The 17,642-nt window shown below is 64.2% G+C and carries 16 protein-coding genes; 9 read left to right on the forward strand and 7 right to left on the reverse strand.

Features of this window, described 5'->3' with window-relative positions; genetic code table 11:
- Positions 1-5 precede the first annotated feature (5 nt).
- From tsaE to AC0V7N_RS02805, 8 genes are all read left to right on the forward strand, one after another.
- The gene (gene tsaE, locus AC0V7N_RS02770; protein WP_475454488.1) at positions 6-1,517 is read left to right on the forward strand and encodes a tRNA (adenosine(37)-N6)-threonylcarbamoyltransferase complex ATPase subunit type 1 TsaE; all 1,512 of its coding nucleotides are present in this window, start codon (positions 6-8) and stop codon (positions 1,515-1,517) included.
- A complete protein-coding gene (locus AC0V7N_RS02775) occupies positions 1,514-2,242 on the forward strand; it encodes a nucleotidyltransferase family protein (protein ID WP_475454490.1) in 729 nt (242 codons plus the stop codon). Before tsaE ends, AC0V7N_RS02775 begins: the two co-directional genes overlap by 4 nt.
- On the forward strand, positions 2,239-5,373 hold the full coding sequence (gene addB / locus AC0V7N_RS02780; protein ID WP_496627692.1) for a double-strand break repair protein AddB: 3,135 nt from the start codon (positions 2,239-2,241) through the stop codon (positions 5,371-5,373). The genes AC0V7N_RS02775 and addB overlap by 4 nt, the downstream gene beginning before the upstream one ends.
- Complete coding sequence (addA, locus tag AC0V7N_RS02785) at positions 5,370-8,882, forward strand: double-strand break repair helicase AddA (protein ID WP_475454492.1); 3,513 nt, start codon at positions 5,370-5,372, stop codon at positions 8,880-8,882. The genes addB and addA overlap by 4 nt, the downstream gene beginning before the upstream one ends.
- 75 nt (positions 8,883-8,957) lie before the next feature.
- Positions 8,958-9,284 (forward strand): thioredoxin, encoded by a 327-nt coding sequence (gene trxA, locus AC0V7N_RS02790; protein WP_475454494.1) that lies wholly within the window; start codon positions 8,958-8,960, stop codon positions 9,282-9,284.
- Positions 9,285-9,512: 228 nt separating this feature from the next.
- On the forward strand, positions 9,513-9,794 hold the full coding sequence (locus AC0V7N_RS02795; protein ID WP_027040659.1) for a cupin domain-containing protein: 282 nt from the start codon (positions 9,513-9,515) through the stop codon (positions 9,792-9,794).
- A gap of 124 nt (positions 9,795-9,918) precedes the next feature.
- Entirely contained in the window at positions 9,919-10,167 is a 249-nt protein-coding gene (locus AC0V7N_RS02800) for a type II toxin-antitoxin system VapB family antitoxin (RefSeq protein ID WP_475454497.1), read from the forward strand.
- On the forward strand, positions 10,164-10,577 hold the full coding sequence (locus AC0V7N_RS02805; protein WP_475454499.1) for a type II toxin-antitoxin system VapC family toxin: 414 nt from the start codon (positions 10,164-10,166) through the stop codon (positions 10,575-10,577). The genes AC0V7N_RS02800 and AC0V7N_RS02805 overlap by 4 nt, the downstream gene beginning before the upstream one ends.
- 111 nt (positions 10,578-10,688) lie before the next feature.
- Here the strand turns inward: AC0V7N_RS02805 and AC0V7N_RS02810 are convergent, their stop codons facing one another.
- The 6 genes from AC0V7N_RS02810 to AC0V7N_RS02835 all read right to left on the reverse strand — a co-directional run bounded on the left by AC0V7N_RS02810 (position 10,689) and on the right by AC0V7N_RS02835 (position 16,425).
- On the reverse strand, positions 10,689-11,108 hold the full coding sequence (locus AC0V7N_RS02810; RefSeq protein ID WP_475454501.1) for a VOC family protein: 420 nt from the start codon (positions 11,106-11,108) through the stop codon (positions 10,689-10,691).
- 28 nt (positions 11,109-11,136) lie between these two features.
- On the reverse strand, positions 11,137-12,462 hold the full coding sequence (locus AC0V7N_RS02815; RefSeq protein WP_496627693.1) for a Mur ligase family protein: 1,326 nt from the start codon (positions 12,460-12,462) through the stop codon (positions 11,137-11,139).
- Positions 12,463-12,581: 119 nt separating this feature from the next.
- Positions 12,582-13,508, reverse strand: coding sequence for an acetyl-CoA carboxylase, carboxyltransferase subunit beta (gene accD, locus AC0V7N_RS02820; RefSeq protein ID WP_475454503.1), 927 nt, complete (start codon positions 13,506-13,508; stop codon positions 12,582-12,584).
- A 47-nt stretch (positions 13,509-13,555) separates the two neighbouring features.
- Entirely contained in the window at positions 13,556-14,395 is an 840-nt protein-coding gene (gene trpA, locus AC0V7N_RS02825) for a tryptophan synthase subunit alpha (protein WP_475454505.1), read from the reverse strand.
- 62 nt (positions 14,396-14,457) lie between these two features.
- Positions 14,458-15,678, reverse strand: a complete 1,221-nt coding sequence (gene trpB / locus AC0V7N_RS02830; protein WP_496627694.1) for a tryptophan synthase subunit beta — start codon at positions 15,676-15,678, stop codon at positions 14,458-14,460.
- 87 nt (positions 15,679-15,765) lie between these two features.
- Positions 15,766-16,425, reverse strand: coding sequence for a phosphoribosylanthranilate isomerase (locus AC0V7N_RS02835; RefSeq protein WP_475454509.1), 660 nt, complete (start codon positions 16,423-16,425; stop codon positions 15,766-15,768).
- 112 nt (positions 16,426-16,537) lie between these two features.
- On the opposite strand from AC0V7N_RS02835, the gene AC0V7N_RS02840 reads away from it, so the two are divergent.
- A complete protein-coding gene (locus AC0V7N_RS02840; RefSeq protein ID WP_475454511.1) occupies positions 16,538-16,756 on the forward strand; it encodes a hypothetical protein in 219 nt (72 codons plus the stop codon).
- A 35-nt stretch (positions 16,757-16,791) separates the two neighbouring features.
- Here the strand turns inward: AC0V7N_RS02840 and AC0V7N_RS02845 are convergent, their stop codons facing one another.
- Positions 16,792-17,427 carry a macro domain-containing protein gene (locus tag AC0V7N_RS02845; RefSeq protein WP_475454513.1) on the reverse strand — a complete coding sequence of 212 codons (636 nt, stop codon included), beginning with the start codon at positions 17,425-17,427 and terminating at the stop codon, positions 16,792-16,794.
- Positions 17,428-17,642: the final 215 nt, after the last annotated feature.

The following is a 17,642-nucleotide window of genomic DNA, read 5'->3' on the forward strand; positions in this document are numbered from 1 at the left end:
GCTCGATGAAGGGCCTGGTGCTGGAGCGGTTGCTCACCGATGAGACACAGACAGCGCAGCTGGGCGAGGATCTGGCGCTGGCGCTGCGCGCCGGCGACGTGCTGGCGCTCAAGGGCGATCTCGGCGCCGGCAAGTCCACTCTCGCACGGGCCCTGATCCGGACGCTGGCGGACGACGCCAGCCTCGACGTGCCAAGCCCGACCTTCACTTTGGTGCAGAGCTACGACACGCGTATTCCTGTCCATCATTTCGATCTCTACCGCCTGTCCTCGGCGGCCGAGATCGACGAGCTCGGTTTCGACGAAGCGCTGACGCAAGGTGCTGCCCTGGTCGAATGGCCCGAGAGGGCCGAGGGCTATCTGCCGAAGACAACGCTTTCGATCGAACTCGTCCAGCATGGCGAGGGCCGGCTGGCGCGACTGTCGGGCCAAGGGGCGGCCTTCGACCGCGCAGCCAGGTCGCTGGCCATGCGCGGTTTTCTGGAAGATGCCGGCTGGGGCGAAGCGCGGCGGCGTCATTTCATCGGCGACGCCTCGGCCCGCTCCTATGAGATCGTGACGCTGGCCGGCCAGAAGCCGCAAGTGCTGATGAACTCGCCGCGGCTGGTGCTCGGGCCGCCCGTGCGCGACGGCAAACCCTATGCGGTGATCGCCCACACCGCCCAGTCGGTCTCCGCCTTCGTCGCCATCGACCGAGCCTTGATGGCCGGTGGTGTCAGTGTCCCCGAAATCCATGCCGAGGACCAGGACCAGGGTTTTTTGCTGCTCGAACATCTCGGTGCTGAAGGATTTCTCGGCCAGGACGGCGAGCCGCTGGCCGAGCGCTACGCGGCGGCGGCCGAGCTGCTGGCCATGATGCACGGCAAGACCTGGCCGCAGCGCCTGCAAGCCGGACCCGGCAGCTTCCACGAGGTGCCGCCCTTCGACCGCGATGCGATGATGATCGAAGCCGACCTGCTGGTCGACTGGTATGTGCCGGCGATATCGGGCGGCCCGGCCAGCGACGATCTGCGCATTGGCTACGCCAGGGAATGGAACGCGCTTTTCGACCGGCTGCATGGCAGCGAATACACGCTGATGCTGCGCGACTTCCATTCGCCCAACATCATCTGGCGTGGCGACCGCGCTGGCCATGACCGGCTGGGCATCGTCGATTTCCAGGATGCGCTGATCGGGCCTTCAGCCTATGACGTGGCTTCACTGGCCATGGATGCCCGCATCACCCTATCGCCCGAAATCGAAAAGCGGACGCTCGACGCCTATATAGCGGCGCGTCATACAGCCGGCGCTTTCGACGAAGTAAGCTTTCTGGAAGCCTACGCAATTATGGCCGCACAGCGCAATTCCAAGATCCTCGGCATTTTCGTGCGGCTCGAAAAGCGCGACGGCAAACCTTATTATCTGAAGCACCTGCCGCGCATCCGCGACTATCTGCGTCGGGCACTGTCCCACCCGGCGCTTGCCGGCCTGCGGGATTTCTATCACGCGCACGGCTTGCTTGAGGAACGAACGCTGTGACAGCAAGACCGGACACTGCCATCGTACTCGCCGCCGGGCTTGGCAAGCGCATGCGGCCGATCACCGATACCATCCCCAAGCCGCTGGTCAGGATCGCCGGCAAGACGTTGCTTGACTGGGGCCTCGACAGCCTCGCCGCCGCCGGCGTCGCCAAGGCCGTGGTCAACGTCCACTATCTGCCTGAACAGATCGTCGCCCATGTCGCCGCGCGCCATGCGCCCCACATCATCATTTCCGATGAGAGCGACCGGCTGCTCGATTCCGCCGGCGGCATCGTCAAGGCGCTGCCGGAACTGGGCGAGCAGCCCTTCTACATCCTCAATGCCGACACCTTCTGGATCGACCACGGTCCGCTCAATCTTGGCCGCCTCGCCCTTGCATGGGACGCCGCGAAAATGGATATTCTGCTGATGCTGGCGGATCTCCATCAGGCGACAGGACACTGCGGCTCAACCGACTTCCTGGTTGCGCCGGACGGCGCCTTGCGGCGTTCGAAAGGCGATCCGGCTGGGCTGATCTATGCCGGTGCCGCGATCATCCATCCGCGCCTGTTCAAGGGTGCCCCGGCCGAACCGCATTCGCTCAACGCCTATTTCGACACGGCAATAGCCGCAGGCCGCCTGTTCGGCATGCCGATGCACGGCCACTGGATCACCGTCGGCACGCCCGATGCCATCCCGCTGGCGGAAGAAGCCGTCGCCGGCGCGCTAACCGAGTCGCAATGAGCGGCTCGAGCCGCGTTTTTTCCATTCCCCCCGGAGCGCCGTTCCTGCCGACGCTTGCCGAGGCGCTGCTTGCCGGCCGCCTGATTCCCGGATTTCGTTTCGACGGCGACCCGCTCGCCCTGGCTGATGTCACCATCTATGTGCCGACGCGCCGCGCCGCGCGCGCCTTGCGCGGTGTCTTCGTCGATAGTCTGAGAGCACACGGCGGCGGCGGTTCGGCGATCCTGCCGGTTATCCGTCCGCTCGGCGAGTTCGACGAGGACGAAGCCCTGTTCGACGCCGAACCGGCGGCAGCAATCGACCTTGCGCCGCCGATCTCGGCAACCGAACGCCTGTTGCTGCTGACGCCGCTGGTGCGCGCCTGGAAACGCCGGCTGCCGGAACATGTGGTGAAGCTTTTCGCGGAGGAAATCGTCATCCCCGCCTCCACCGCCGACGCGATCTGGCTGGCGCGCGATCTTGCCGGGCTGATGGATGAAATCGAGACGGAGGGCACGGACTGGGCAAAGCTCAAGGACCTGGTGACCGGCAGCCTTGCCGGATGGTGGCAAGTGACGCTCGAATTCCTCGGCATCGTCACCGATGCCTGGCCGAAATTCCTGAGCGAGAGCGACCGCTCCAACCCGGCCGCGCATCGCAGCGCACTGATCCGCGCCGAGGCGGCGCGACTACGCCGCAATCCGCCGGCCGGACCGGTCATCGCCGCAGGGTCAACCGGCTCTATCCCCGCCACGGCCGAACTGCTTGCCGCGATCGCCCGCTTGCCTGCCGGCGCCATCGTGCTGCCCGGGCTCGACCGGACGCTGGACGAAGCCTCTTTCCAGGCGCTCGTCGCACCCGGCGCGCGGCCGGCCGTGCTTGGCCACCCGCAATATGGCCTGGCCAGGCTGATCGGCAAGATCGGCGTGCTGCGCTCGGATGTCGAGGAGATCGGCATAGCCGAACCGCGGCTGGCGCTACGCGCCGCCCTTGTCGGCGAAGCGCTGCGGCCGGCCGAGACCACCGAATTGTGGGCCGAGACGCGCAACGGGTTTTCGCCGACTGATATTGCCGGCGCCTTCGCCGACGTCACGCTGCTCGAGGCGGCCAGCGAACGCGATGAGGCCGTCGCCATCGCCGTCGCGCTGAAGCAGGCCGTCGAACAGCCCGGCCAAAGGGCGGCGCTCGTCACTGGCGACCGCGCGCTGGCGCGGCGCGTCTCGGTCGAACTCCAGCGCTTCGGCGTCGTTGCCGACGATTCCGGCGGCACGCCGCTCGCCAACAGCGCGGCAGCCAGCCTGCTCCGCTTGGCGCTCGAGGCAGTGTTCCGGCCGGGCGACCCGGTCGGCCTGTTGTCATTGCTCAAGCATCCGCTGCTCGGCCTCGGCCTCGAACGTGCCGATGTGCGCAACGCGGCCGGACTGGTCGAACTGGTGGCGCTGCGTGGCGGCACCGGCCGCCCCGACATCGTTTCGCTGCCGAGCTTGTTCGAGGCTCGCCTCACCGGCCTCGGCGATGACAGCCGGCCGCCCTTCTGGTTTTCCCGCCTGACCGTCCGCTCCATCGAGGATTCGCGTAACCTCCTCGCACGCCTGGCAGAAGCGCTGGCGCCGCTTTCCGCCTTTCGCGACCAGGCGGATGCCGACCTTGCCGCACTGGTCGAAGCCAGCGTCGTAGCCCTTGAAAATCTCGGCCGTTCCGCCGATGGCGGCCTGGGCGAGCTCTATGCCGGCGATGCCGGCGAAAAGCTTGCCGAATTGCTGCGCGGGCTAGTCGCGGCTTCGGCCTCGCTGTCGTTCGCGACGAGCGAGTGGCCCGACGTGATGGACGCGCTGATCGCGCCCGAGACGGTCAAGCCGGCGCAAGGCACCGACAGGAACATCGCCATCTGGGGTGCGCTGGAAGCGCGGCTGCAGGATGTCGACACGCTGGTCATCGGCGGCCTCAACGAAGGTGTCTGGCCGCGCAAGCCGGAGAGCGACCGCTTCATGTCGCGGCTGATGAAGACCGGCATCGACCTCGAACCGCCCGAACGGCGCATCGGCCTGGCCGCACATGATTTCCAGATGGCCATGGGCGCGAGACATGTGGTGCTGGCCCGCTCGGCGCGCTCCGGCGACGCACCCGCCGTGCCGTCGCGTTGGCTGCAGCGGCTGCTCACCTTCATCGGCAACGACCAGGCGGCAACACTGCGCCGGCGTGGCGACGAACTGCTCGCCTGGGCACGAGCGCTCGATACCGGGCCAAAGCAGGATTTCGCGCCGCGGCCGCAGCCGAAGCCGCCGCTGTCGGTGCGCCCAACGCATTTCTCGGTCACCGAGATCGAGACGTTGCGTCGTGATCCCTACGCCGTCTATGCAAGACGCATCCTCGGCCTGATGGCGCTCGATCCGGTGATCCGCGATCCCGGTGCCGCCGAGCGTGGCACACTGTTCCACGCCATCCTTCACCTGTTCTCCTCACGCGTGGCCGACCCGCGCGCGCCGGACGCGCTGACCAGCCTCATTGCCGCCGGCCGCGCCTGTTTTGCCGAGGCCGCCCTTCCGGTCGATGTCGAGGCGGTGTGGTGGCCACGTTTCGAAAAACTCGCCACCAACATTATCGGGTGGGAGCGAACGCGGGCCGACGCGGTGGTCCAACGGCATGCCGAGGAGCGCGCGGGGAAGACCGTCGTCGGACAGTCCGGCGTGACGCTGTCCGGTTACGCCGACCGCGTCGACCTGCTGGCCGGCGGCATGGCCGATATTCTGGACTACAAGACGGGCTCCTCGCCCTCCAAGGCGCAGGCGCACACGCTGCTGGCGCCGCAGCTGGCGCTGGAAGGCGCGCTGCTGCGGCGCGGCGCCTTCAAGGATTTGGGCGCGCGCGAACCGTCGCAACTGGCCTTCATCAGGCTGAAGCCGAATGGCGAGGTGTTCGAGGAGTCCATTCTCGAGCACAACCGCCAGCCAAGGACCGCCGCCGATCTTGCCGAAGAGGCTTGGGGACGGCTGGAAAGGCTTTTGATCCACTATGCCGATCCGGCGACCGGCTATCTGTCGCGCGCGCTGCCGTTTCGCGAAGGCGAGACCGACGGCGACTACGACCATCTCGCCCGCGTGCTCGAATGGTCCGCCGGCGGCGACGCCGGCGATGAGGGAGGGGAGGCATGAAGAAGGCCTATCCCATCCCAACCGATACCGCCAACAGCCAGGCCCGTGCCGCCGATCCCCAGAATTCCGCCTGGGTGTCGGCCAATGCCGGCTCCGGCAAGACCCATGTGCTGGCCCAGCGCGTCATCCGGCTGCTGCTCAACGGCACCGACCCGTCGAAAATCCTGTGCCTGACCTATACGCGCGCCGCCGCCGCCAACATGTCGAACCGGGTTTTTTCCACGCTGTCGGACTGGACGGTCCTCGGCGACGCTGAGCTGGCGGCAAAGGTGGAGGCATTGGAGGGACGCCGGCCGGATCGCGACACCATGCGCCGGGCGCGGCGCCTGTTCGCCGAGGCGCTGGAAACGCCAGGCGGGCTGAAGATCCAGACCATCCACGCCTTCTGCGAATCCGTGCTCCACCAGTTCCCACTGGAGGCCAACATCCCGGCCCACTTCGAGATGCTCGACGGCCAGATGGAGGCATCGCTGTTTGCCTCGGCGCGCCGCGAGATGATTTCGGGCACAGCTGCCGGCAACGCGGATCTGGCCGACGCCTTCGCCACTGTGCTCGAACGTGGCGGCGAGGCCGGTCTCGATGCCTTGCTTGGCGAGATCGTGCGCAAGCGCGACGGGCTGCGCCAGTTCCTCGATGCGGTCGGGGTTGATGGCTTCCAGCCTTTGTTCGATGAATTCCATTTCCACCCCGGCCAGACCGCTGAAGGGCTGGCGGCATCGCTGTGGCCACTGCCGGGCTTCCTGCCCGACTATTTCGCCGGCTTTGCCCAGGCCGCCGAATCCACCGACGCCAGATCCCTGCTGAACAACATCCTGCCCTATGCGCGCCAGGCTTTCGCCGAGAGCGATCCCGTTCGCCGGCTGCAATTGCTTGCAAGGGCCTTCCTCAAGACCGATGGCGATCCCTACGATCCGTCAAAGGCCTTCAAGAAAGCCCTGACCGATCGCCTGCCCGATCTGGCCGAGCGCTACCTCTCGGCGTCGAGCGCCATCATCGAAACCGTCGACCGGCTGGCGCTGTTCCGGATGCTGGAAGGCACGCGCGCTGCGCTGACCATCGCCGACTGGCTGATCGCCCGCTACGAGGTGCTGAAGCGCAGCCGTGGCTTTCTCGACTTCAACGATTTGATCACCCGCACGGTCAACCTTCTGGCGCGGCCCGATGCCGGCCCCTGGGTGCAATACAAGCTCGACCAGGGCATCGATCATATCCTGCTCGATGAGGCGCAGGACACCAGCCCGGATCAATGGGAGGTGGTGAAGCGGCTGGCGGAGGAATTTTTCGCCGGCTTCGGTGCACGCGACCGGGTTCACCGCACGGTCTTTGCCGTCGGCGACGAGAAGCAGTCGATCTACTCCTTCCAGGGGGCTGCCCCGGACTCGTTCGCCGACAGCCGGCTGCTGTTCGCCGGCAGAGTGCGCGATGCCGAGGCATCCTTCGCCGACCTCAAGCTGACCTGGTCGTTCCGCTCGACCGACGACGTGCTGGCCGCCGTCGATCGCGTCTTTGCCGATCCGATCGTGCGGCGCGGCATCAGCCACGACCCCGATCCGCTGAGCCACAAGGCGATCCGCACCGATGCGCCGGGCTATGTCGAGGTCTGGCCGTCGATCGGCGCCGATATCGTCGACGAGCCCGATGACTGGACGAAAGCGATCGACCATGCTCACGCACCGGCGGTGCGTGTTGCTGAGAATGTCGCGGCGACAATCCAAAAATGGATTGGCACCGGGGAAGTTATCGAGGGCAAAGGACGCAAGCTACGCCCCGGCGATATTCTGGTTCTGGTTCGCAAACGCGATCGTTTCGTGCAGGCTTTGTCTAGTAGTCTGAAGGATAGACAGATCCCGGTCGCCGGTGCCGACCGGCTGAGCCTGCCCGGTCATATCGCCGTCAAGGACTTGATCGCGCTCGGCCATCTGCTGATCCAGCCGCAGGACGATCTGTCGCTCGCCGCCGTGCTGCGCAGTCCCATTTTCGACCTGCCGGAGGAGACGCTGTTCACGCTCGCCGCGCGGAGGCCACCCGGCGTGTCGCTGGCCGCGTCGCTGCGCCAGCATGCCGCCGTCGACGAAACGCTCGCAAAGGTCGTCGCCCAGCTTGACCTCTGGGCTGATGAGGCCGCCTTCAAGCCGGTGTTCGAATTCTATGCCGGCTTGCTGGCACGCGATGGCGTGCGCAGAAAAATGATCGCCCGGCTCGGGCCGGAAGCCGGCGATATTCTCGATGAATTCCTGAGTTTCTGCCTGGCCGAGGAACGGACCGGCCTGCCCGGACTGGAAGCTTTTCTGTCGACGCTGGAAAATGCCGGCCCCGAGATCAAGCGCGAGATGGACCAGACGCGCGACGAGGTTCGCGTCATGACCGTGCACGCCGCCAAAGGGCTGGAGGCGCCGGTGGTGTTCCTGGTCGATGGCGGCTCGGCCCCATTCAGCGACCAGCATCTGCCCCGCCTGATGCCCTTCGGCGGCTCGGGCCGCAACTTTGACTGCAAGGGCTATCTCTGGCGTTCTGCCAGCGATGTCGCCAACGGTTTTTCGAAAGCGGCGGCGGCGCGGGCACGGGAACTCGCCGACGACGAATACCGTCGGCTGCTCTATGTCGGCATGACCCGCGCCGAGGACCGGCTGATCGTCTGCGGTTACCATGGCAAGCGAGCGCCGAATGCGGGCACCTGGCATTCGATCGTCAGCCGCTCGCTGATCGGTGCGCCCGAGAGCGAACAGCGTCCGCATCCTTCCGGCGGCGAGCCGGTGCATCGTTTCCACGTCACCAAGCTGCCGCCCGTCGCGCCGAGCGCCGACGAACAGGCGCGGCAGGCCGATGCTTTCGGCCCGTTGCCGGCGACCCTGTTTCGGCACTTGCCGCCTTTCGAGGATCTGCCGCGTCCGCTGTCGCCCTCCGGTGCCTCGGCGCTGATCGACGAAGGCAAGGAAGCGGTGGTCGACAAGGCCTCGCCCGTGCTGGACGCCGACGCCGAGCCGGGCTTTGCCGTGCTGCGTGGGCTCGCTTTGCACAAACTGCTGCAGATGTTGCCCGGCATTGCCGAGGAGGTTCGCCACGGCGCGGCTGAGCGCTACCTGGCACGGGTCGGCGCAGATTGGCCTGCGTCAGAGCGGGAAAAGGCTCTGGCATCGGTCATCGCCATCCTTGCCGACTCGCGTCTCGGCCAGCTGTTTGCGCCATCGTCGCGCGCCGAGGTGGCGATCATGGGCAGCCTGGAGGTGAGGGGCAAAATACGCTCGATTTCGGGCAAGATCGACCGGCTGACGGTGACAGCGGATGCGGTGTCGATCGTCGACTACAAGACCAACCGGCCGGCGCCCGCCTCGCTGGCCGAGGTTCCATCGGCCTATCTGCTGCAGCTGGCACTCTATCGCGCCCTCTTGCAGCCGCTTTATCCCGGGCGCGAGGTCAAGGCGGCCCTGCTGTTTACCGAAGCGCCACGGCTGATCGAACTGCCGGCCCGGGCCATGGATGACGCCCTTGCTCGACTCACAGGAGCGTGACACAAGACCTGCTTGAAGAAGGGCGTAACAACCACCACATTTGGTGCGACAAAGAACTCTCGAAAGGATTTCCGCATGAGTGCCACCGTCAAGGTCGACAAGAACAATTTCCAGGCCGACGTGCTCAACGCCAACGTACCGGTCGTGGTGGATTTCTGGGCTGAATGGTGCGGCCCGTGCAAGATGATCGCGCCGGCGCTTGAGGACATTGCCACCGAGCTCGGTGCCAAGGTCAAGATCGCCAAGCTCAACATCGACGAGAATCCCGAGCTCGCCGCCCAGTTCGGCGTGCGCTCGATCCCGACTCTGATGATCTTCAAAGGCGGCGAAGTGGCCGACATGAAGGTTGGTGCCGCGCCCAAGACAGCGCTGTCGCACTGGATCAACGGCAGCCTCGCCTGATCCAACTGAATTCCTGACCTCAAAGCCCGGCCGTTGCGCCGGGCTTTTTGTTGGCGTCACCTACAGCGCCGCGCGTCTTTTGGACGCGCAAAGGACGCTGTAGCAACTAGATTGGCGCATGACCCAGAGAATCGATTCCGATTTTCTGGGTCATGCGCTGGCCCGCTCTGGCCCTCACATCAGGGCACGCCATGTCCTCTGCTGGGAAGCAGAAACAGGGAGAGCGACATGACCGGATCCGCCAAGGCCACCGTCTTCATCGACAATGAGCGCGTCATCGTCACCGAATACCGCTTCCAGCCGGGCGACAACACCGGCTGGCATCGCCACGGGCACGACTATGTCGTGGTGCCGCTGATGGACGGCAAGCTGAAATTGGTGACCAAGGACGGCGAAACCTTCGCCGAAATGAAGAAAGGCGCGCCCTATTTCCGCAAGGAGGGCGTCGAGCACGACGTCATCAGCGCCAATGAGGGCGAATATGCTTTCATCGAGATCGAGCTGAAGTAGCAGCCCGTTGGCCGCTGGTCGCAGCGCTCCATCGGCTGGCCTATGCATGATGGCTTGCCATCAACTGCCATCTTGATGGCAGAGATGGATGAGCCTATATTCCTTCAGAAAGAGGGAGTTTGACATGGCCGAACCACAGCTCTCAGTCCGCAGCGCAAAAGCACGCGACCTGGCTCATAGGCTTGCTCGTCGTGAAAATCGTTCGATAGCCGACGTGGTCGAACGCGCGCTTGAATCCTACGAGATTCGTGAAGCTGGACGCGAACCCGCCTCCACCTTCTACGCCAGCCTAACCACAAGCAATGGTGTTGACATCGATCTGGAGAAAGTTATTCGCGAAGGGCGCGAGGTTCATCCAGGAGTTGAGCTTTGATTTTCGTCGATACCAACGTGATTTCGGAGTCTCTGAAGAAGGCGCCAAACTCGGCAGTGCTGGCGTGGCTTGTCCGTAATGACGCTGAACTGGCCCTTCCCACAGTGACAATTGCTGAAATCGCCTTCGGTATTCAAAAGATACGACCCGACGAGCGTGCCGAGCGGCTGGAACAGGGACTTTCCCGATGGCGGCATCGATTTGCCGGCCGGATTTTTGGACTGACGGAAGAGGCTGCCTTGGCTTACGGCGAGATCATGGGGGCCGCGACACGCCAAGGTCGCGGCATGTCGGCTCCCGATGGCATGATCGCGGCAATAGCGCGCGTGAATGGAGGCCGGCTGGCAACCCGCAATCTCAACGACTTTGGCACCACCAGCCTGGACCTGATCTCACCATGGGATTTCTGAAGCAGATCTATAGCGTTTCACCGTTTCATGGAAACGGCGAACCGCTCTAACTCTTTGTTTAACGCAATTCCAGACGGAAAACCGCTCACACTTTTCCTGGAATTGCTCTAGTCACCAGTCGGCGATCCGGTCCCCGCCGGTGAACTGCGCGCTTTTTGCGGTGTACTCGAACAGCTCGATCTTCACGCCGTTGGGATCGCGGATCCAGGCCTGAAAGGTATCGTCGCAGGCGTGCTTCTTTGCGGTCACGTCGATGCCCTTCGACTTGATATGAGCGATCGCGGCGTCGATGTCTTCGACTTCCAGGCAGAAATGGTTGATCTGGTTGAGTTCGCTGTAGGCCGTAGCATCCTTCTGGAACACTTCGACATGGCTGCGGCCGCCGCAATCGAGGTAGAAGCCAAAAATCCTGTCGTCGCGTAGAAAATTGAACCGCGTGTCCAGCCCGAGCACGTCGCGGTAGAAGCTTCGCGTCGCTTCCAGATCATGCGCGAAAATGCAGACATGGGCGAGTTGCTTCACCTTGATCATCACAGGCTCCTGTTGGCCGTCACGCACCTCAGGTTGGCGGCGTGCCGTTCTCGGCCAGCACCGCGCCAGCCAGATACAGCGATCCGCCGATCAGGATGCGCGGCGGCGGGCCGTCCCAGGTATCGCGCAGCAACATCAGCGCGCTGGCGACGGAGCTTACCGGCTCGGCGCTCAGCCCGGCTTCGGTGGCGCGGATCGCCAGTTCGTCGTTGGGCACGCCGGCGTCGCTCAGGCTCACCGGTACCGTATAGACATGCCGGACGAGGCCCTTGAAGGCGCGGAAATAGCCGCTCTGGTCCTTGGTGTTGATCATGCCCGAAATGAGGAAGAGCGGGCGCGGGTTCTTTTCCTCCTGCTCGGCCAGCGCTTCGGCAACGACCACGCCGGCGCCCGGATTGTGGCCGCCGTCGAGCCAGATGTCGGCGCCCTTCGGCGCCAGCTCCGCCAGCCGGCCCTGCGCCAGTTTCTGCATGCGGCCGGGCCAGGCGACATTGGTCATCGCTTTCTCGGCGGCGCGGTGGCTGATCTCGAAGCCGGCCGCCTTGACCGCGGCGATCGCCGCCGCCGCATTGGCGAACTGGTGACGCCCGGGCAGGCGCGGTGGCGGCAGGTCCATCAGGCCGTCCTCGTCCTGGTAGACCATGCGGCCGTTTTCCTCGAAGGCGAGGAAATCCTGGCCGTAGACGAAGGTGGGACACTCCAGCCGCTCGGCGGTTTCGATCAGCACCTGCAGCGCCGTTTCGCTTTCCTGCGCGCCTATCACCACCGGACAGCCGCGCTTCATGATGCCGGCCTTTTCGGCCGCGATCAGTTCGACACGGTCACCGAGATAGGCCTCGTGGTCCATCGACACCGGCATGATCACCGAGACGGCGGGCCTCGCCACGACATTGGTGGCATCGAAGCGGCCGCCGAGGCCGACCTCGATAATGGCGGCATCAGCCGGGTGTTCCGAAAACAGGATGAAGGTGACGGCGGTGAGGATCTCGAAGACGGTGATCTTCTGGCCGTCATTGGCCTTGGCGACGCGGGCGATGGCCTCGGCGAAGACATCGTCGTCGACCAGCCTGCCGCCACCCTCGGCGGCGAGCCGGTAGCGCTCGTGCCAGCTGACCAGATGCGGCGAGGTGTGGACGTGGACGAGACGACCGGAGGCCTCCAGCAATGCCCTGGAGAAGGCGGCGCAGGAGCCCTTGCCATTGGTGCCGGCGATATGGATGACCGGCGGCAGCAACTCCTGCGGATTGCCCAGCCGCTCCAGAAGCCGCGTGATGCGGTCGAGCGAAAGGTCGAAGCCTTTCGGGTGAAGCGCCATCAGGGCTTCGATTTCGCGGTCGGCGGCAAGCGTTGTCATGGCAGAATCCCGGCGCATGGCCCGAGGACCAGAATCAATCCCGGAATGGCCATGGCAATCAAAAGGCTACAGCGCGCGACCGCCCTCGTGCAATCGCGGTCGCGGCGCTTGGTGTCGCGTCAGGCCTGCGGCCGGGCTTCGGCAGAAATCACCGCCGGCGGCAGGATTTCCGGCTCCAGCGGCTTTTGCTCGACCGGCATCTTGAGCAGCATCTTCAACAGCCGTGCGATCGTTTCGCGCATCTCAAGCCGCGACACCACCATGTCGACCATGCCGTGCTCCATCAGATATTCGGAGCGCTGGAAGCCGTCCGGCAGCTTTTCCCGGATGGTCTGTTCGATGACGCGCGGCCCGGCAAAACCGATCAGCGCGCCAGGCTCGGCGATGTGCACGTCGCCCAGCATGGCGTAGGAGGCGGTGACGCCGCCGGTGGTCGGGTTGGTCAGCACGACGATGTAGGGAAGGCCAGCTTCCTTCAGCCGGTCGACGCCGACCGTGGTGCGCGGCAGCTGCATCAGGGACAAAATGCCTTCCTGCATGCGGGCGCCGCCGGAAGCGGCAAACAGGATCAGCGGCCGCTTGCGCTGCAAGGCTGCTTCGAAACCGTGCACGATGGCGTCGCCGGCGGCCATGCCAAGCGAGCCGCCCATGAAGGCGAAGTCCTGCACCGTCACCACCACCGGCAGGCCCTCGACGGTGCCCAGCGCGTTGATGATGGCGTCTTCGAGGCCGGTCTTGACCTTGGCATCCTTCAGCCGGTCGACATAGCGTTTCTCGTCGCGGAATTTCAACGGGTCCTGAACCACCTTGGGGTTCTCGAGCTGCTCGTACTTGCCGTCATCGAAGAAGAATTTCAGCCGCTCCTTGGCCGAGATCTTCATGTGGTGGCCGGAGGACGGAATGACGAACTGGTTGGATTCCAGATCCTTGTGGAACACCATCTCGCCGGTCTCGGGATCCTTGATCCAGAGATTCTCGGGCATGTCGGTGCGCCGGCCGAGCATCGAGTTGATCTTCGGGCGAACGTAATTGGTGATCCAGTTCATCGCTTCGGCTCCTGTCCTGACGAAGAGTTGGGTAAGACGTAGGAAGACTATTCGGCAGCAGCAAGGCGGGCCGAGCGCACGCCTTGCGCCAGGCCGCTGACCAGCGTGGCGACGGCCTCGGCTGGGTCGGCGGTCTTTTCGCCCTTCGGCCCTAGCACATTGGCGACCGCATTGACGATCGCGGTGCCGACGACGACGCCATCGGCATTGGCGCCGATCACGCGTGCCTGCTCCGCGGTCTTGACGCCGAAGCCGACGCAGACCGGCAAATCGGTATGGCCCTTGATGCGCTTGACCGCCGCCGCCACCTTGCCGGTGTCGGCAAGTGCCGAGCCGGTGATGCCGGTCATTGACACGTAGTAGACGAAGCCCGACGTGTTCTGCAGCACCTTGGGCAGGCGCTTGTCGTCGGTGGTCGGCGTCGCCAGGCGGATGAAGTTGATGCCGGCTTTCAGCGCCGGAATGCAGAGTTCCTCATCCATCTCCGGCGGCAGGTCGACGACGATCAGGCCGTCTATGCCGCTGGCAATGGCATCCTTGAGAAAGCGGTCGACGCCATAGATGTAGATCGGGTTGTAATAGCCCATCAGCACGATCGGTGTTTCGTTGTCACTGGTCCGGAATTCGGCCGCCATCTTCAGCGTCTTGACCAGTGTCTGGCCGCCTTTCAGCGCGCGCAGGCCGGCAGCCTGGATCGCCGGGCCATCGGCCATCGGGTCGGAGAACGGCATGCCGAGTTCGATGATGTCGGCGCCGGCCGGGGGCAGCGCCTTCATGATCGACAGCGAGGTGTCATAGTCGGGGTCACCGCCCATGAAATAGGTGACGAGCGCCGGGCGGCCTTCGGTCTTGAGCTTCGCCATGCGGCGGTCGATGCGGGTCGTCATGTCTGGCCCTTTGGACGAATTTTGCTCATAATCAACTCCCAAGTCGAAACTGTCCAAAGGGCCTAGATCTCCATGCCCAGCATCGAGGCTACCGTATGCACGTCCTTGTCGCCACGACCGGACAGGTTGACGATGACGATCTGGTCCTTGTCCATGGCCGGTACGATCTTCACCGCATGCGCAATGGCGTGTGCGGATTCCAGCGCCGGGATAATGCCTTCGACTCGCGTCGTCAGCTTGAAAGCCTCCAGCGCCTCGTCGTCGAGGATCGGCACATATTCGACGCGGCCCGAATCGCGCAGCCAGGAATGCTCCGGGCCGACGCCGGGATAATCGAGACCGGCCGAGATCGAATGGCCGTCCATGATCTGGCCGTCGGCATTCTGCAGGAGGTAGGTGCGGTTGCCGTGCAGCACGCCGGGCGCGCCGGCATTCATCGAGGCGCAATGCTCGATGCCGTCGAGACCGCGCCCGCCGGCTTCGATGCCGATGATGCGAACATCCTTGTCATCAAGGAAAGGATGGAACAGGCCGATGGCGTTGGAGCCGCCGCCGACAGCGGCGATGATGGTGTCGGGCAGCCGGCCTTCCTGCTCAAGGATCTGCGCGCGCGCCTCGATGCCGATGACCGACTGGAAGTCGCGCACCAGTTCCGGATAGGGATGCGGGCCGGCGGCGGTGCCGATCAGGTAGTAGGTGTCCTCGACATTGGTCACCCAATCACGAAGGGCTTCGTTCATGGCGTCCTTCAGCGTACCGTGGCCGGCAGTAACCGGCCGCACTTCGGCGCCGAGCAGCTTCATGCGGAAGACGTTGGGGCTTTGACGGGCGACGTCGGTGGCGCCCATATAGACGACGCAGGGAAAGCCGAAGCGGGCGGCGACGGTGGCGGATGCCACGCCATGCTGGCCGGCGCCGGTCTCTGCGATGATGCGCTTCTTGCCCATGCGCTTGGCCAGCAGGATCTGGCCGAGGCAGTTGTTGATCTTGTGCGACCCGGTGTGGTTCAGGTCCTCGCGCTTGAAATAGACCTTGGCGCCGCCGAGATGCTTCGTCAGGCCCTCGGCGAAATAGAGCTTCGACGGCCGACCGGCATAGTGGGTCGAAAGATCGGTCAGCTCAGCCCTGAAATCCGGATCGTTCTTGACTTCGTTCCAGTTCCGCTCGAGGTCGAGGATCAAAGGCATGAGCGTTTCGGCGACGAAACGACCGCCGAAAATGCCGAACATGCCCTGTTCGTCGGGTCCGGTACGGAAGGAATTGGGTGTCGCCGGCTTGTTCATCGCCGATCTCCTGCATCTTGATGTCTGAGCATGTCCTTGTCGGAAAACCGGTTCCCACTTTTCCGGGACATGCTCTCATTTAGGGCTTTAGGCGGCGCGGTCGTCGCGTGCTGCCCGGACGGCCCGGAAAAACTGTTCGATCAGCGCCGGATCCTTGACGCCCGGCGCGCTTTCCACGCCTGAGGAAATGTCTATTCCGGGCGGGTTGGCAAGCCGAAGGGCATCGCCGATGTTGGCGGCGTTGAGCCCACCGGAAAGCATGTAATCAACGCCGGCGTCAAGGCCGGCAAGGATGCGCCAGTCAAAGGCGACGCCGTTGCCGCCCGGCAATACGGAGCCCTTTGGCGGCTTGGCGTCAAACAGGAAGCGGTCGGCGACGCCGATGAACGGCTTGATCCGGTCGAGATCGGCAGCCTCGCTGAGCGGCAGCGCCTTCATCACCGGCAGGCCATAGCGGACCTTCAATTCGGCCACCCGTCCCGGTGTTTCCGAGCCGTGCAACTGTAGCATGTCCGGCTGCATGGCCGCGACGATCTCGTCGAGGAAGGCGTCGCTGGCGTCAACGGTGACGGCGACCGCCAAGGCCTTGCCGCGCGCCGCTTCGCGCAGACGCCCGGCTTCCACCGGCTCGACGTAGCGCGGGCTCTTGGCAAAGAAAATAAAGCCGACATGGCTGGCGCCGCCAGCCAATGCCGCAGCCATTGCCTGGTCAGTCTTCAAGCCGCAGATTTTTATATCGAGCGCCATGGCGCGGGAATTGGCATGAAACGCGCCAAGAGTCGAGAAAAAGCATGCTGTTTGCCAGCAACGCCAAAGGCGCTACCTATGGATGGACAGCTTGCCAGGCGGGAGAAAGATCATGGCCGACAGAACCATCGCCGAACTCAGGCAGAAGATCGCCCAGGCGCGCGAGGTCATCACGCATCTGATGGACAAGGCCGCCTTCAACGGCGCCGAAGCGCACCGCGCGCTGGATTATTTCGGCGGCGACGCGTTTGACCGGAATTTCCTGCCCTGGCCACATCATGGCGATGAGGGGCTGCGGCCGGATGAGCTCAACGCGGCGAATGATGATTGAGGCCGCCATATGTGGGCAAGCGTGCGAAACTCCAACTACTGCAACCTGCGGGGCCGATCCGTGTAAAGAAGCTGGTGTTCCTCACTAGCCTCGGCCCAACTGGAGGGCAGGACGATTGATTCTCGCCGCGCCTGGTCGAATGCCGCCCGCATCTGTCTAGCACACCGCGCGGCGGGAACGCGGCCAACGCCGGTTCCCATCCCTGGGAAGGCAATCGTCCGGACATGCTCCCGCACCTTCGCCCCGGAAAGGGCCTCGACATGGAACGTTCCATGCCGGACCAGCAGCAAGGCCGCCCGGGTGGCGAGGAACGGGTTGACGGTATTTTGATCGAGCACCATCGGCACCCGCATGGTCGGTGCTGCAATTAGATAGGGATGGTTGTGATTTCCCGTCGAGACGATTTCGGCGGCTCCAACCAGGAGTTCCCCATAGTGATGGTCGACAATGACCCGTCGCAGTCGAAGCTGGAGATCCCAGCCAAAAACGCGGGAGTACTGAGCATCAATGCCACCATCCATAAAACCGTAGCTGTTCGCGGGGCTGACAAGCGCGTCCGCCTCAACGTCGAAAATAGACCCCTTATGAATTTGCACATTGGCTACGCCACGAAATTCCTTCGCCCAGGCGTCAGCTAGGTCCGGTTCCATCGCCGTCAGGATCAATTTCAAAACCATTCCTCCCTTTAAGAGCGAGCGCCAACTTTCTTATGTGGATCGATCTTATGTGGGTCGATCCCCAAAGGTTAGACGCAGGCCAAGGCAAGCTTCATGTCACGAAAATCAAGTCGCGCATTGCCTCGAAAAGGCCAACACGGAGTGTTTTGAGGTCTTTCGGGGAACCGGGTGCGCTCGGTTTTCTGCACCGCTGGAGCATAATTAGCGTC

It is taken from the genome of Mesorhizobium kamtschaticum, from assembly GCF_056174585.1.

What these genes read in the sequence shown, in the direction of transcription:
- tsaE (WP_475454488.1), top strand. Translation starts at nt 6, where the DNA reads ATGAAGGGCCTGGTGCTGGAGCGGTTGCTCACCGATGAGACACAGACA.
- addB (WP_496627692.1), top strand. Translation starts at nt 2,239, where the DNA reads ATGAGCGGCTCGAGCCGCGTTTTTTCCATTCCCCCCGGAGCGCCGTTC.
- addA (WP_475454492.1), top strand. Translation starts at nt 5,370, where the DNA reads ATGAAGAAGGCCTATCCCATCCCAACCGATACCGCCAACAGCCAGGCC.
- trxA (WP_475454494.1), top strand. Translation starts at nt 8,958, where the DNA reads ATGAGTGCCACCGTCAAGGTCGACAAGAACAATTTCCAGGCCGACGTG.
- AC0V7N_RS02795 (WP_027040659.1), top strand. Translation starts at nt 9,513, where the DNA reads ATGACCGGATCCGCCAAGGCCACCGTCTTCATCGACAATGAGCGCGTC.
- AC0V7N_RS02800 (WP_475454497.1), top strand. Translation starts at nt 9,919, where the DNA reads ATGGCCGAACCACAGCTCTCAGTCCGCAGCGCAAAAGCACGCGACCTG.
- AC0V7N_RS02810 (WP_475454501.1), bottom strand. Translation starts at nt 11,108, where the DNA reads ATGATCAAGGTGAAGCAACTCGCCCATGTCTGCATTTTCGCGCATGAT.
- AC0V7N_RS02815 (WP_496627693.1), bottom strand. Translation starts at nt 12,462, where the DNA reads ATGACAACGCTTGCCGCCGACCGCGAAATCGAAGCCCTGATGGCGCTT.
- accD (WP_475454503.1), bottom strand. Translation starts at nt 13,508, where the DNA reads ATGAACTGGATCACCAATTACGTTCGCCCGAAGATCAACTCGATGCTC.
- trpA (WP_475454505.1), bottom strand. Translation starts at nt 14,395, where the DNA reads ATGACGACCCGCATCGACCGCCGCATGGCGAAGCTCAAGACCGAAGGC.
- trpB (WP_496627694.1), bottom strand. Translation starts at nt 15,678, where the DNA reads ATGAACAAGCCGGCGACACCCAATTCCTTCCGTACCGGACCCGACGAA.
- AC0V7N_RS02835 (WP_475454509.1), bottom strand. Translation starts at nt 16,425, where the DNA reads ATGGCGCTCGATATAAAAATCTGCGGCTTGAAGACTGACCAGGCAATG.
- AC0V7N_RS02840 (WP_475454511.1), top strand. Translation starts at nt 16,538, where the DNA reads ATGGCCGACAGAACCATCGCCGAACTCAGGCAGAAGATCGCCCAGGCG.